The sequence below is a fragment of the Glutamicibacter sp. St.4D3 genome, assembly GCF_059728615.1.
In genome coordinates, this window is record NZ_AP039380.1 from 1,190,475 (window position 1) to 1,204,307 (window position 13,833).

Consider the following 13,833-nt stretch of genomic DNA (forward strand, 5'->3'; position numbering starts at 1 on the left):
GCGGCCTGTGGTGCTCATTGACCTGGCAGGACACATGACAGCACCGATCGCCCTGGGCCAGCACCTGCGCGTGGCCCCACCGGCCACCTCCGCGAACCTCGGCCCCGGCTTCGACTCCTTTGGCCTGGCCCTGGAGTTCCGTGACGAACTGCGGGTGCGCACCGCCAAGCACACCCGGGTCACCCTGGCCGGGGAGGGCGCCGGGCAGCTGCCGCGCGACGAATCCCACCTGATCGTGCGCAAGATCCGCGAATATTGGGAGGCGCGCGGCGCGCAACCGGTGGGAATCGAACTGGAGGCGGTCAACCGGATCCCGCACGCCCGCGGGATGGGGTCCTCCGCCGCGGCGATCGTCGCCGCCTACGCCGCCGCCGACGCCCTGCTGCCGGTCGAGCTGCGCGGGGGCACCGAGGCGGTGTTCCAGGCCGCGGCCGCGTGGGAGGGGCACCCGGACAACGTGGCCCCGGCCGTCTACGGCGGGCTGTCGATCTCGCTGACCAACCCCGAGGGCAGCTTCACCGCGCACCGGGTGCCGGTGCACTGCTCGGTGCGCGCGGTCCTGGCGGTGCCCGACGCCGGGCTGTCCACCGAGGTGGCCCGCGGGGTGCTGCCCCAGGCCGTCCCGCACGCGGTGGCCGCCGCGAACTCGGCGCGCGCCGCCCTGCTGGTGCACGCCCTGGCCACCGACCCGGCCCAGCTGCTGGCCGGCACCGAGGACTTCCTGCACCAGCACTACCGGGCCGAGGCGATGCCCGAAAGCAGCGCGCTGCTGGCCCGGCTGCGCGGGGAGGGGCTCGCCGCGGTGATCTCCGGGGCCGGTCCGACCGTGCTGGTGCTGGTGGCCGACAACACCCAGCTGGGGCAGGCCGCACAGCTGATCGAGGCGTTTAATGCCACATCCACCGGCTCCTGGCGTTGCGAAATTCCCGCCATTGCGTCAACGGGTGTTACAGTAGAGGTGCTGTAGCACTCATAGCAGGCCGGGAGTTTAGACACCTTCACCAAGGGAAGACCCTGTGGCCACCGTGTTGCGGAGGACGCCAGAAGCACGATCTGGCGGTTTTCGCGCAAACATTCCGGTTTCTTTACTGCTGTCTTACGGCAACCGAGTTTGATATCCCCCAGCGCGCCCGCATTTGGTGCCGAGGTGATATCTCTCTTTCCATATCAATCGCGCCCCACCTTAAAAGTTTCATCGCCAAGGTGACGCGACTGACAGGTGCAGCAGATGGCCCCGTCTGGGGCGCTGCACCGGATTTAGGCACAGTGGGTCGGTGAGACCGACCCGCCCTACCAGTCAGAAGGAACATTCGTGACCGAAACCACGAGCCTCACCGAAGGCGTGGACAACCAGACTTCCACCAAGAGCGCCGGACTGGCATCCCTGAAGATGGTTCAGCTGCAGCAGCTGGCCTCCCAGTTGGGCATTACCGGCGGTTCGCGCATGCGCAAGGCCGAACTTGTTGCCGCGATCAGCTCGCACCAGCGCGGCGGCGCGGTCGCCGACCGCGAAGCCAAGGAGTCGGCGAAGTCGGCCCCCGAGACCGGGACCGATGAGGCCGCGCAGCAGCTGGCAAAGGCCACCCGCGCCCGCCGTAGCACCAAGCCCGCCGCCGATGCCGAGGCCGCCGCCGAGAGCGCCGAGGCCCCGGCCGAGAAGAAGCCGGCCACCCGCCGCGGCTCCCGCCGGGTCACCGACTCGGGCAAGGTCTCCGAGACCGCCGACGCCCCGGCACAGGACACCGCGGCCCAGCCCGAGCCGCAGGGCGAGGCCAAGGCCGAGGAAGGCGAGCCGCGCAAGAAGAACACCCGCCGCGCCTCATCCAAGGCCCAGGCTCCGGCCGAGACCTCCGAAACCCCGGCCAAGGCCGAGGGCGGGGAGAAGGGCGAAACCCAGGACGCCGAGAAGGACTCGACCCAGCGCGAGGAGCGCGGCCGCGGACGCAACACCCGTTCGCGCAACCGCCGCGATGCCAGCCAGGACGCCGAGCAGGGCAGCGAGGCCAGCGACGAGGGCCAGGAGCGCGGTGAGCGCCAGGACCGTTCCGAGCGCGCGGACCGCAATGACCGCAACGACCGCAATGGCCGGGGCCGAAACCGCCGCGACCAGCAGGACTCCTCCCAGGACGATAGCTCCGAGGGCGAGGAAGGCCAGGAGCGCGGTGAGCGCCAGGACCGTTCGGAGCGCAATGAGCGCAATGAACGTAATGACCGCAATGGCCGGGGCCGCAACCGCCGCGACCAGCAGGACTCCTCCCAGGACGATAGCTCCGAGGGCGAGGAAGGCCAGGAGCGCGGTGAGCGCCAGGACCGTTCGGAGCGCAATGAACGTAATGATCGCAACGAGCGGGGCCGCAACCGCCGCGACCAGCAGGACTCCTCCCAGGACGATAGCTCCGAGGGCGAGGAAGGCCAGGAGCGCGGTGAGCGCCACGAGCGTTCGGACCGAAACGATCGCAACGACCGCGGGGACCGCAACGACCGCAATGATCGCAACGAGCGGGGCCGCAACCGCCGCGAACGCAACCGCGACCGCAATGAGCGCAACCGGGACCGCAATGAGCGCAACCAGGACCGCAACCGCCGCAACCGCCGCGGGGACAACGACGAGCCGCAGCTGAGCGAGGACGACGTCCTGCTGCCGATCGCCGGCATCCTGGACGTGCTGGAGAACTACGCGTTCGTGCGCACCTCGGGCTACCTGCCCGGCCCGAACGACGTGTACGTCACCCTGGGCCAGGTCAAGAAGTACAACCTGCGCAAGGGCGACGCGATTGTTGGCGCGATCCGCCAGCCGCGCGAGGGCGAGACCCCCAACCCGCGCCAGAAGTTCAACGCCCTGGTGCAGCTGACGTCCGTGAACGGCAAGAAGCCGGAAGACAACAAGGAGCGCGTCGAGTTCAACAAGCTCGTGCCGCTGTACCCGACCGAGCGCCTGCGCCTGGAAACCGGGGCCAAGCAGATCGGTCCGCGCGTGATCGACCTGGTCGCCCCGATCGGCAAGGGCCAGCGTGGCCTGATCGTCTCCCCGCCCAAGGCCGGCAAGACCCTGATCCTGCAGTCCATCGCGCAGGCGATCACCACCAACAACCCGGAAGTGCACCTGATGATGGTGCTCGTGGACGAACGTCCCGAGGAAGTCACCGACATGCAGCGCACGGTGAAGGGCGAGGTCATCGCCTCGACCTTCGATCGCCCGGCCGATGACCACACCACCGTGGCCGAACTGGCCATCGAGCGCGCCAAGCGCCTGGTGGAGATGGGCATGGACGTGGTCGTGCTGCTGGACTCGATGACCCGCCTGGGCCGCGCCTACAACCTGGCCGCCCCGGCCTCGGGCCGCATCCTCTCCGGTGGTGTGGACTCCGCCGCCCTCTACCCGCCCAAGCGCTTCTTCGGCGCCGCGCGCAACATCGAAAACGGCGGCTCGCTGACCATCCTGGCCACTGCCCTGGTGGAAACCGGGTCGAAGATGGATGAAGTGATCTTCGAGGAGTTCAAGGGCACCGGCAACATGGAGCTGCGCCTTTCACGCCAGCTGGCCGAGAAGCGCATCTTCCCGGCGGTGGACGTCAACGCGTCCTCCACCCGCCGCGAGGAGTCGCTGCTCTCCGGCGACGAGGTGCGCATCATGTGGCGCCTGCGCCGCATGCTGGCCGGGCTGGACACCCAGCAGGCGCTGGAGCTGCTGACCAAGAAGATCCGGGACACCGAATCCAACGCGGAGTTCCTGATGCTGGTCAACAAGACCACGCCGCAGCACAACTAGCGCGCTTTTCCCCGGTGGCGTCCAGGGCGCACGGTCAACCCGTCGCCCGGACGCCACCGGTGCTTTGCCCCTACAATCTCTTGTGAAGGCCCGCTGCCCGCCAGCGCGCCACCGATCCACGCATCGAAAGAAGTTCTGCCACCATGTTCGAATCCGTCAAGACCCTGCTGGAGGAGCACGCCGAGATCCAGGCGCAGCTGTCCGATCCCGCCGTGTACGCCGACCAGGCCCGGGCCCGCAAGCTCGGGCGCCGTTCCGCACAGCTCAATGGCATCGTGGAGGCCTACAACCGCTGGAAGCAGGCGAGCGAGGACCTGGAGGCAGCCAAGGAAATGGCCGATGAGGACCCGGACTTCGCCGCCGAGGTCGAGGAGCTGACCGCCGCGCTGCCCGAACTGGAGGAGAAGCTGCGCCGGCTGCTGATCCCGCGCGACGAAAACGACTCGCGCAACGTGATCCTTGAGGTCAAGGGCGGGGAAGGCGGGGACGAGGCGGCCCTGTTCGCCGCCGACCTGCTGCGCATGTACACCCGCTTTGCCGAGCACAAGGGCTGGAAGGTCGAAATGATCTCCTACAACGAGTCCGACCTGGGCGGCTACAAGGACGCCCAGGTGGCGATCAAGGGCAGCTCGAACGACCCGGCCGAGGGCGTGTACGCGCACCTGAAGTTCGAGGGCGGGGTGCACCGCGTGCAGCGCGTGCCGGTCACCGAATCCCAGGGCCGCATCCACACCTCCGCCGCCGGCGTGCTGGTGTTCCCGGAAGTCGATGAGCCCGAGGAAATCGACATCCACCAGAACGACCTGAAGATCGACGTGTACCGTTCCTCCGGCCCCGGCGGGCAGAGCGTGAACACCACCGACTCGGCCGTGCGCATCACCCACCTGCCCACCGGCATCGTGGTGGCCATGCAGAACGAGAAGTCCCAGATCCAGAACCGTGAGGCGGCCATGCGCGTGCTGCGCTCGCGCCTGCTGGCCCACCAGCAGGAGCAGCTGGACGCGGAGAACTCCGCCCAGCGCGCCTCCCAGGTGCGCACCATGGACCGCTCCGAGCGCATCCGCACCTACAACTTCCCGGAAAACCGGATCGCCGACCACCGCACCGGCTACAAGGCCTACAACCTGGACGCGGTCATGGACGGGGACCTGGGGCCGGTGATCGATTCGTGCATCACCATGGACGAGGAAGAGCGCCTGGCCCACCTGGGCGAGCAGTAGCCGGATGCTGTTCAGCGCCGCCCGCAACCAGGCCGAGGCGGACCTGGCGGCCGCCGCGGTGCCCAGCCCCAAGGTGGACGCCGAGCTGCTGCTGGCCCACGTGATCGGGGCCAGCCGCTCGGACGTGCAGCTGGGGGTGCTGCTGGGCCGTGAACTGCAGCCCGCGCAGCACCAGGCCTACCAGGAGCTGGTCGCCCGGCGCGCCCGGCGCATCCCGCTGCAGCACCTGACCGGCACCGCCTACTTCCGCCACCTGCAGCTGAAGGTCGGGCCCGGGGTGTTCATCCCGCGCCCGGAAACCGAGTCCGTGGTGCAGCTGGCCCTGGACTTCATCGGCGAGCAACAAGGCGCCCGCCTTGTGGATCTGTGTTCCGGTTCCGGGGCGATCGCCGCGGCGCTGGCCACCGAACTGTCCGCACCCCGGGTCTGGGCCGTGGAGCTCTCCGACCAGGCGATCGGCTACACCCGGCAGAACTGCGAACCGCTGGGCATCAGCGTGCTGCACGCGGATGCCGGAAACCTGCCGGCCGGGCTGCTCCCGGAAGGTGGCATCGACGCCGTGGTCAGCAACCCGCCCTACATCCCACCCAGCGCCGTGCCGCGCGAGCAGGAAGTGCGCGAACACGACCCGCAGATGGCCCTGTACGGGCTGGGGGAGGACGGGTTGCAGGTGCCGCGGGCGGTCAGCGCCCAGGCGCTGACGCTGCTGCGCCCGGGCGGATTGTTCGTGATGGAACACGCCGAGGTGCAGGCCGCCACCGCCGCCAGCATGCTGCGCGCCACCGGGTTCACCGAGGTCACCGGGCACCGTGACCTGAACGGACGGCCGCGCGCCACCAGTGGCGTGGCACCGGAAAAATAACCAACCATGAAAGAATGGGCACCGTGAGTTCACGATTCGACATCAGCGAGGACACGCAGCGCGAGGAGGGCCTGGCCGCCGCCCGCCAGGCCCTGCAGGCCCAGCGCTGCATCGTACTGCCCACCGACACCGTCTACGGGATCGGCGCGGACGCGTTCAGCGCCCAGGGCGTGGCGATGCTGCTGGCCGCCAAGGGGCGGGCCCGCACCATGCCGCCTCCGGTGCTGATCTCCCAGATCGGAACCATGGACGGGCTGGCCATCGACGTGCCGCCCGCCGCCCGGGCGTTGGCCGAGGCATTCTGGCCCGGCGCCCTCACCCTGATCCTCCAAGCCCAGCCGTCACTGACCTGGGACCTGGGGGAGACCAAGGGCACCGTGGGGCTGCGGGTGCCCGACGACGCGGACGCCCTGGAACTGCTGGGGCACACCGGGCCGCTGGCGGTCTCCTCCGCCAACCGCACCGGACAGCCGGCCGCCACCACCTGTGATGAGGCCGAAGCGCAGCTGGGCGCCAGCGTGGACGTGTACCTCGACGGCGGCCAGCGCGGCCTGCTCGGCGAGGCACAACCCTCCACCATTGTGGATGCCACCGGGGAGCACCTCTTCGTGGTGCGCCAGGGCGCGATTTCCCTGCAGGCGCTGCGCGAGGTGGTCCCGGAGGTCCTCGGCCTGGGTGAGAGCGCACCGAGCCAGGACGCATGAGACAGTACGTCCTGCTGATCGCCTTCAGCTTCGTCACCTCCTACCTGCTCACCCCCGTGGTGCGCAGCTTCGGGGCACGCTTCGTCTCCTCCCAGAAGCTGCGCGACCGCGACCAGCACAGCAACCCGATCGTAAAGTTCGGGGGACTGGCGATGATCGGGGCGCTGCTGGCCGGGCTCTGGGTGGCCAGCCGGCTGGAGTTCTTCGACGCAATCTTCCGCAACGATTCACCGATCATGGGCATCGTCTTCGCCCTGGTGGTGATCGTGGTGCTGGGGATCGCCGATGACCTCTACGACCTGAAGTGGTACGTGAAGTTCATCGGGCAGCTGGGGATCGGGGCGATCATCGCCCAAAGCGGGATCGTGATCAAGGCGCTGCCGGTGGGCACCTGGTCCATTGATTCCCCGGTCATGCAGTACCTGGTGACCATCGGGCTGATCGTGTTGACGATGAACGCCATCAACTTCTCCGACGGGCTGGACGGGCTCGCCGCGGGGCTGACCGCGATCGGCGCGGCGACCTTCTTCCTCTACTCCTACGTGCTGGCCACCCACGTGAGCGCCGCGGACTACGCGAACCTGGCGGCGCTGCTGTGCGCCATCCTGCTCGGGGCGTGCCTGGGCTTTTTGCCGCACAACTTCAACCCGGCGAACATCTTCATGGGGGAGACCGGGGTGCTGGCGCTGGGGCTGATCCTGTCGGTGTCCACCGTGGTGGTCACCGGCGACGTGCAGGGCCTTGAGGCCTACCGCTTCCGCAACGTGCCGGCCTACATGCCCATGGCACTGCCGCTGGTGATCATCTTCTTCCCGGCCCTGGACCTGCTGCTCTCGGTGATCCGGCGCCTGTCCAAGCGGCGCTCTCCCTTCGCCCCGGACTCGATGCACATCCACCACCGGATGCTGGCCCAGGGCCACTCGGTGCGCAAGAGCGTGCTGCTGCTCTACCTGTGGGCGCTGCTGGTGGCCGCCGGTGTGGTGCTGATCGCCTTCATCCCGCTGCAGGTGATGATCCCGCTGTTCGCCCTGCTGCTGATCGGCGCCGGGTTGCTGACCTGGTGGCCGCTGGTCTCCAAGCGTTACGCTTCGCTAACTGAAAGACTTCGTCATCGGTGACGGAGAAGCATTCTATCTCGTGTAGAATTTACTCTGGATCGTTCGCGGTCGGCCTTCGGGTCAGCGGCGAATAGACAGTTTTGCACGGCACGTTCTTCGGCGGAAGCAATCCCGCGGAAGTCCACGCTCAAGACTTTGCAAGCTAAGGACTTTGAATGCCCCAGACTCCAGGCTCCGGCCGCGTCCCGGCATCCAAGGCCCCCGACTCCATCTGGATGCCGGTGTTGGTCAGTTCCCTGGTGTATGCGCTGATCGGCACCGCGGCCTTTTTCCTGATTTCATGGCTCGTGGCCGACTGGTGGTATGCGCTCTCGGGGATGCTGGCTGCCGCGCTGGTGATCGGTTTCTTCGCCACGGGTCTGCTCGTGGCCGAGCTGGCCGGGCGGATCCGCAGGAACTGGGCCATGCCCGCATTCCTGGCGGTCTTCGCGATCAAGGTCTTCGGGTTGGCGTTCGTGCTGTTGAACCTGGGGTTGCCCGGCTGGGCCAACCGACAGGGATTCGTGCTTGCCGCGGCCATCGTTTTGGTGGCCTGGCAGGTCGGGGAAATCCGGGCCTTCTCCAAGGCCCGGATGCCGATTTACAACGAGTCCTAACGCAGTGATCAGTGGCCGCAAATGTCATTGAAAAGCTGTGAGTTTGATAGGCTGTCTTCGGGTCATTTTCGAGGTGGCCGCAGCAACTGCGGTAGCCGACAAAATTTTGCGCTTCCGGGTGACCGGGAGGCATGATCGCGTCAGCGTCGATGCGCGAGTGTTTTCGATGCCGACCTGCGTACCCGATCGATCTTTTTCTACACGGTGAGAGGCAGTTACGCCAGTCACCGCCTTTGCCCGTGACCGCTACTGCAGAGAGGACAGCGCGTTGATCGCGTTTGCGCTCCCAATGGCCTCAAATGAGGGCGGATTCGTCCCGCCAACCGTGTCCGATACCCACCTGCCAGATATTTTCCCCTGGTTTGCTGAGTACGGCACCGGTGTCGGCAAGCAGATGATCATGATCGTGCTGTCGATCATCCTCATCACCTGGTTCTTCACCGCAGCCATCAGGAATCCGAAGCTGGTTCCCGGCAAGATGCAGTACCTGGCCGAGAGCGGCTACGCTTTCGTGCGCAACGGCATCAGCCGCGACATCATCGGCGAGAAGAACTTCCGTCCCTGGACCCCGTTGCTCTTTGCAACGTTCTTCTTCATCTTGCTGAACAACCTCTTCGGCGCGATCCCGTTCCTGCAGCTCCCGTCGTTCTCACACGCCGGTTCTGCATACGCGATGGCCATCATCATCTACGGCACCTGGATCGGGGTGGGCCTGAAGAACCACGGCCTGCGCTACTTCAAGCTGGCCGTAACCCCGGCGGGGGTCCCCGGTTGGATCCTGCCGCTGATGATTCCGCTGGAGATCATTTCGAACTTCATCGTCCGTCCGCTGACGCACTCGCTGCGTCTGATGGCGACGATGTTGGCAGGACACATCATTGTGATGCTGGCTGCTTCCGGTGCCCGTTACCTGATCACCGTCCAGGAAGGCCTGGCCTACAGCGGCCTGGGCGTTGCGGTGATCCTGGGTTCGGTTGCGATGTACTTCCTTGAACTGCTGATCATGGCCCTGCAGGCATTCGTGTTCGCCCTGCTGACCGCGATCTACGTCCAGGGCGCCATCGAAGCTGACGCGCACTAGGTCATTACTTCTAGAATCAAAAACAGATTTTCCCTCGCTCCCAAGGGAATACCTCACAACCTACCGATGACCAACTCGGTATCTTGAAAGGAATAAACAAATGCACGGCTCCTTGAATATGATCGGCTACGGCCTGGCTGCTATCGGTTCGGCAATCGGCGTGGGTCTGATCTTCGCCGCCTACATCAACGGTGTGGCCCGCCAGCCGGAAGCCCAGCGCATCCTGCAGCCGATCGCCCTGCTCGGCTTCGCGCTGACTGAAGCACTGGCCATCCTGGGCCTGGTTTTCGCTTTCGTAATCGGCGCCTAGTCTTTCCGCGATTTGTAGTGGCCCTGCCACTATCGCGGGGCCCATACACAAGCGGAAACTAGTAGATAAGGAAAAGTGAGAATGAACAGCACAGACTTCATCCTCGCTGCGGGCGAAGGTGCAAACCCGCTGCTGCCCAACCCGTGGGAGATTCTCGTCACGGGTGTCGGCTTCGCGGTTCTGCTCTTCATCGTCATCAAGGTCATTGCCCCGAAGTTTGAGCAGGCCTATGAAGACCGCGTGACCGCGATCGAAGGCGGACTGGAAAAGGCCGAGGCGGCCCAGAAGGAAGCAGAGGAGACCCTGGCCCAGTACCAGGCCCAGCTTCTGGAGGCTCGCACCGAAGCCAACCGCATTCGTGAGGAAGCACGTAGCGAAGGTGCCCAGATCCTTGCCGATCTGAAGGCCAAGGCCACCGATGAGGCCACCCGCATCACCGAGCAGGCTCAGCGTCAGATCGAGGCGGAGCGCAACTCCGCCCTGACCTCGCTGCGCAGCGACGTGGGAACGCTGGCCACCGAGCTGGCAAGCAAGATTGTTGACGAAGCGCTGCAGGACGATGCCCGTTCCCAGCGCGTGGTTGACCAGTTCCTGGCCGACTTGGAAAATCAGCAGAACGCAGGTGCATCGAACTAATGGCAAGTGTATCGAGCGAGTCATTGGCAAAGGCCTTGGAGGCCTTGGAGCCCAAGCTGGCCCTGGCGACCGTTGAGCTTCCCAAGGAACTGTTTGCGGTTCTTCAGGTGCTGGATACGAATTCCGGCCTTCGCCGCGCATTGACTGATCCGGCCCGTGAAGCCGCCGACAAGGCGGGGCTGCTGGCCTCGCTGCTGCGCGGGAAGGTCTCGGCCGACGCCGAGGACACCGTCAAGCAGCTGGCTTCCACCCGCTGGAGCTCGGAACGCGACATTAGCGATGCGTTGGAAACCCTGGCGGTCACCGCGGTGGCTGCCGTGGCAGAACAGCAGGCGAACGCTGCGGGATTGGACAAGCTGCAAAAGGACCTGTTCGACTTCACCGAAGTCGTGTCGGGCAACCACCAGCTGCAGGCCGCGCTGGACGACGCCCAGGCTCCGGCCGAGGCGAAGGCCAATCTGGCCCTGAAGCTGGTTCCGGGTGCCTGCTCGGCCGCGCAGCTGCTGCTGCGCCAGGCCGTGACCGCCCCGCGCGGGATGAAGCCGGTCCGCCTGGTGGAGCGTTTCATGGAGCTGGTGGCCAAGCGCCAGCAGCGCTGGATCGCCCACATCGTCAGCTCGCGGGCCCTGACCGACGTGCAGGTCCAGCGACTGGAAGCCAGCCTGAACAAGCTGTACGGCCGTGCGCTGAAGATCAACGTCTCGGTCGATCCGACTTTGGTCGGCGGCCTGGTGATCAAGGTGGGCGACGACATCGTCGACGCCTCCGTGGCATCGCGCGTGGCCGAACTGCGCCGCGCCCTGGCAGGGTAGGACTTCACCACCAGGTGGAGTCCTGCCGGCCAGGACCACTTCAGACTTCAAACACATTCGATCCGTTGCCCAGCCTTCGGATCACAAATTAGGAGAGCAGGGACTGCAGATGGCCGATTTGACCATCAACGCTGATGACGTCCGCAATGCCCTAAACGAGTTCGCAGCGTCCTACGAACCGGGCAAGGCAGAGCGTACCGAAGTCGGACGCGTCATTACAGCAAGCGACGGCATTGCCAAGGTGGAGGGTCTTCCCTCCGTCATGGCCAACGAGCTGCTTCGTTTCGAAGACGGCACCCTGGGCCTGGCCCAGAACCTCGACACCCGTGAAATCGGCGTGGTCGTGCTCGGTGACTTCACCGGGATCGAAGAAGGCCAGAAGGTCGAGCGCACCGGGGAGATCCTCTCGGTTCCGGTGGGCGACGCCTTCCTGGGCCGCGTGGTGGACCCGCTGGGCGAGCCGCTGGACAACCTGGGCCTGATCGCGGCCGAGGGCCGCCGCGCCCTGGAGCTGCAGGCCCCGGGCGTGACCCAGCGCAAGAGCGTTGACGAGCCGCTGCAGACCGGCATGAAGGCCATCGACGCGATGATCCCGATCGGCCGCGGACAGCGCCAGCTGATCATTGGTGACCGCCAGACCGGCAAGACCGCCATCGCCGTGGACACCATCCTGAACCAGAAGGCCAACTGGGCCAGTGGCGATGCGACCAAGCAGGTGCGCTGCATCTACGTGGCCGTGGGCCAGAAGGCCTCGACCATCGCAGCCGTGCGCCAGACCCTGGAAGAGCAGGGCGCTCTGGAGTACACCACCATCGTGGCCTCCCCGGCCTCGGACCCGGCTGGCTTCAAGTACCTGGCACCCTACGCCGGCTCGGCCATCGGCCAGCACTGGATGTACGGTGGCAAGCACGTTCTGATCATCTTCGATGACCTGTCCAAGCAGGCCGAAGCCTACCGCGCCGTGTCGCTGCTGCTGCGCCGCCCGCCGGGACGCGAAGCCTACCCGGGCGACGTGTTCTACCTGCACTCCCGCCTGCTGGAGCGTTGCGCGAAGCTCTCCGACGAGCTCGGCGGCGGTTCGATGACCGGTCTGCCGATCATCGAGACCAAGGCCAACGACGTTTCGGCGTACATCCCGACCAACGTCATCTCGATCACCGACGGCCAGATCTTCCTGCAGTCGGACCTGTTCAACGCCAACCAGCGTCCGGCCGTCGACGTGGGCATCTCGGTGTCCCGCGTGGGTGGTGCCGCGCAGGTCAAGGCCATGAAGAAGGTCTCCGGTACCCTGAAGCTGGAACTGGCCCAGTACCGCGACATGCAGGCCTTCGCCATGTTCGCCTCGGACCTGGATGCCGCCTCCAAGCAGCAGCTGACCCGTGGTGCGCGCCTGATGGAACTGCTCAAGCAGGGCCAGTACACCCCGTACCCGGTCGCCGACCAGGTCGTGTCCATCTGGGCCGGCACCAACGGCCACCTGGACGATGTGCCGGTCGCCGATGTGCGCCGCTTCGAGCAGGAGTTCATCGACTACCTGCGTCACCGCACCGAGGTGCTGAACGTGATCGCCCAGACCGGCAAGCTGGAGGACGAGACCGTCGAGGCCATGAAGGCCGCCGTGGCGGACTTCAAGGCCGGCTTCTTCGGGGATGGCGCGGACCGCCTGGTCAACGCCGGCCACGAAGAGCACGACGCCCTGGATTCCGAGGCCGTCGACCAGGAACAGATCGTCAAGCAGAAGCGCTGACAATCTCCTTGGGTAGGTGGGGCGCCGCGCAGGCGGCGCCCCACCCCACCCAGGGGATAAGGAAAGGACACACATGGGAGCCCAGATTCGGGTCTACCGCCAGAAGATCGCATCGACCTCGTCGATGGCCAAGATCTTCAAGGCGATGGAACTGATCGCTACATCCCGCATCGGCAAGGCACGCAGCCGTGTCGCGGCCTCGCTGCCGTACGCCAATGCGATCACCCGTGCAGTTACCGCCGTCGCGTCGCAGTCCGACATCGATCACCCGCTGACCACCGAGCCGACGCAGGTGCGCCGGGCCGCGGTGCTGGTGATGACCTCGGACCGTGGACTCGCCGGGTCCTACTCCGCCAGCGTTCTGAAGCAGGCTGAGCATCTGATGGAACTCCTGCGGGAGGAAGGCAAGGAAGTCAAGACCTACCTGGTCGGGCGCAAGGCCCAGGCTTACTTCGACTTCCGCTCGCGCGAGTACGCCAAGGTATGGACCGGGGGAACTGACGCCCCGCTGTTTGACACCGCACGTGAGCTGCGCGAAGTCCTGCTTGAGGATTTCGCCAATGACTTCGAACAGGACGGCGTGGATGAGATCCACGTGGTCTACACCCAGTTCAAGTCGATGGTCACGCAGGAACCGACGGTTATCCGTCTGCTGCCGTTGGAGGTTGTCGAGGGTGACTCCGAGACTCCCGCCGACGAGTTGCTGCCGCTGTACGAATTCGAGCCGACCGCTGAGGAAGTGCTCGATGCACTGCTGCCGCGGTACATCGAATCGCGCATCTTCAACTGCCAGTTGCAAGCCGCCGCTTCCGAGCTCGCTGCCCGCCAGCGCGCCATGAAGTCCGCCGGCGACAACGCCCAGGAGCTGATCAAGAAGTACACGCGACTGCGTAACAACGCCCGTCAGGCTGAAATCACCCAGGAACTCACGGAAATTATCGGCGGCGCAGACGCGCTGAGCAGCTAAGTCCGCAAAGT

The 13,833-nt window shown here is 66.1% G+C and carries 13 protein-coding genes; all 13 read left to right on the top strand.

Features of this window, described 5'->3' with window-relative positions:
• Positions 1-34 precede the first annotated feature (34 nt).
• Positions 35-967, top strand: a complete 933-nt coding sequence (gene thrB, locus AC6I21_RS05460) for a homoserine kinase (RefSeq protein ID WP_138173004.1) — start codon at positions 35-37, stop codon at positions 965-967.
• 345 nt (positions 968-1,312) lie between these two features.
• On the top strand, positions 1,313-3,769 hold the full coding sequence (gene rho / locus AC6I21_RS05465) for a transcription termination factor Rho (RefSeq protein ID WP_138173006.1): 2,457 nt from the start codon (positions 1,313-1,315) through the stop codon (positions 3,767-3,769).
• A 143-nt stretch (positions 3,770-3,912) separates the two neighbouring features.
• Complete coding sequence (prfA, locus tag AC6I21_RS05470; RefSeq protein ID WP_138173008.1) at positions 3,913-4,989, top strand: peptide chain release factor 1; 1,077 nt, start codon at positions 3,913-3,915, stop codon at positions 4,987-4,989.
• Between the two features lie 4 nt (positions 4,990-4,993).
• Positions 4,994-5,851, top strand: coding sequence for a peptide chain release factor N(5)-glutamine methyltransferase (gene prmC / locus AC6I21_RS05475; protein ID WP_138173010.1), 858 nt, complete (start codon positions 4,994-4,996; stop codon positions 5,849-5,851).
• Positions 5,852-5,874: 23 nt separating this feature from the next.
• Positions 5,875-6,555: an L-threonylcarbamoyladenylate synthase gene (locus AC6I21_RS05480; protein ID WP_138173012.1), complete on the top strand. Its 681-nt coding sequence runs from the start codon at positions 5,875-5,877 to the stop codon at positions 6,553-6,555.
• The gene (locus AC6I21_RS05485) at positions 6,552-7,673 is read left to right on the top strand and encodes an MraY family glycosyltransferase (RefSeq protein WP_054821304.1); all 1,122 of its coding nucleotides are present in this window, start codon (positions 6,552-6,554) and stop codon (positions 7,671-7,673) included. The genes AC6I21_RS05480 and AC6I21_RS05485 overlap by 4 nt, the downstream gene beginning before the upstream one ends.
• A 155-nt stretch (positions 7,674-7,828) precedes the next feature.
• Positions 7,829-8,269, top strand: a complete 441-nt coding sequence (locus AC6I21_RS05490) for a hypothetical protein (protein WP_138173014.1) — start codon at positions 7,829-7,831, stop codon at positions 8,267-8,269.
• 268 nt (positions 8,270-8,537) lie between these two features.
• Positions 8,538-9,350: a F0F1 ATP synthase subunit A gene (atpB, locus tag AC6I21_RS05495; protein WP_054821306.1), complete on the top strand. Its 813-nt coding sequence runs from the start codon at positions 8,538-8,540 to the stop codon at positions 9,348-9,350.
• A 100-nt stretch (positions 9,351-9,450) separates the two neighbouring features.
• A complete protein-coding gene (locus AC6I21_RS05500; RefSeq protein WP_054821307.1) occupies positions 9,451-9,660 on the top strand; it encodes an ATP synthase subunit C-like protein in 210 nt (69 codons plus the stop codon).
• A gap of 81 nt (positions 9,661-9,741) precedes the next feature.
• Positions 9,742-10,296: a F0F1 ATP synthase subunit B gene (locus tag AC6I21_RS05505; RefSeq protein ID WP_138173018.1), complete on the top strand. Its 555-nt coding sequence runs from the start codon at positions 9,742-9,744 to the stop codon at positions 10,294-10,296.
• The gene (locus tag AC6I21_RS05510; protein ID WP_138173020.1) at positions 10,296-11,108 is read left to right on the top strand and encodes a F0F1 ATP synthase subunit delta; all 813 of its coding nucleotides are present in this window, start codon (positions 10,296-10,298) and stop codon (positions 11,106-11,108) included. The genes AC6I21_RS05505 and AC6I21_RS05510 overlap by 1 nt, the downstream gene beginning before the upstream one ends.
• A 109-nt stretch (positions 11,109-11,217) precedes the next feature.
• A complete protein-coding gene (gene atpA, locus AC6I21_RS05515) occupies positions 11,218-12,855 on the top strand; it encodes a F0F1 ATP synthase subunit alpha (protein WP_138925959.1) in 1,638 nt (545 codons plus the stop codon).
• A 73-nt stretch (positions 12,856-12,928) separates the two neighbouring features.
• Complete coding sequence (locus AC6I21_RS05520; RefSeq protein WP_054821356.1) at positions 12,929-13,822, top strand: F0F1 ATP synthase subunit gamma; 894 nt, start codon at positions 12,929-12,931, stop codon at positions 13,820-13,822.
• The last annotated feature ends 11 nt before the right edge of the window (positions 13,823-13,833 follow it).